This window comes from Roseateles sp. P5_E1, from assembly GCF_054049335.1.
On the sequence record NZ_JBFUMN010000162.1, the window covers coordinates 1 to 829 of the forward strand.

2 pseudogenes are annotated in these 829 nt (G+C 67.4%); both read right to left on the reverse strand.

Going from position 1 to position 829, the window contains the following annotated elements:
• Positions 1–648, reverse strand: a pseudogene (locus ACXJKJ_RS30355) (hypothetical protein); the annotation flags it as partial.
• A 1-nt stretch (position 649) separates the two neighbouring features.
• Positions 650–829 (reverse strand): annotated as a pseudogene (locus tag ACXJKJ_RS30360) (two-component system response regulator); the annotation flags it as partial.

The window sequence follows — 829 nt, forward strand, 5'->3', positions numbered from 1 at the left end:
AAACAGGAGTGCGCAGAGGAACGCCGCGCAGCCCATCGCGGTGGCGGCATGCAGGTAGCCGCGCCCATAGCGCATGCCATTGCCGATGGTGACCCAAAGCAGCACCACATACAGCAACGCCGCCGGTTCTCCCTGCAGGGTCATGATCGCGCCCATGCAGGCGTAATCGGTGACCATCCCCACGGTACGCCGCGCGCGCGACACGCCCGGTCGCGCCAACAGACCCGCCAGCAACAGCATCGCCACGGCCAGCTCGACTGCCAGGATCAGCCACGTCACGCGCAGAATGTCGCCCCCCACCTGCGTATAGCGCCAGCCGAGATAGCCGATGAACAACGCGGTGATCGCAATCCGGATGAAGTTCTGGAGGTGCTCGCTGTCGGGTCGATTGGACAGCCGCGCACGCAGCTCGGCGAGGATGCCGCGGCCGGCGTTGGAGCCATTCGACGCGCGTCGTCCCGCGTGTGCCGACCGGCTCACGTGGATGAGAGCGGCGGCCACGACCAGCGTCGCACCGATCCACCACTGCGCGGGCGCGAGCACCGCCAGTGCGACCAGCGACACCAGCGTGGCAGGAAAGAACCGGACGAACGCATGGCCGCGCATCGTGTCCAGCCGCTGCTTGAGGCGCTGGAGCAGGCCATGCATGTCACATCCCCGGGCGGGTCGAGGCGGTCGAGTGCTGGGCGCAGATTTCGTCCAGCTGTTGCCGGCCGCGCAGCAGCGCGTCCACGCAACGCGGGTCGAACAGCCGGCCACGCTGTGCGTAGAGGTAGGCCAACGTCGCTTCCATCGTCCATGCTTCCTTGTACGGTCGGGGTGAGATCAG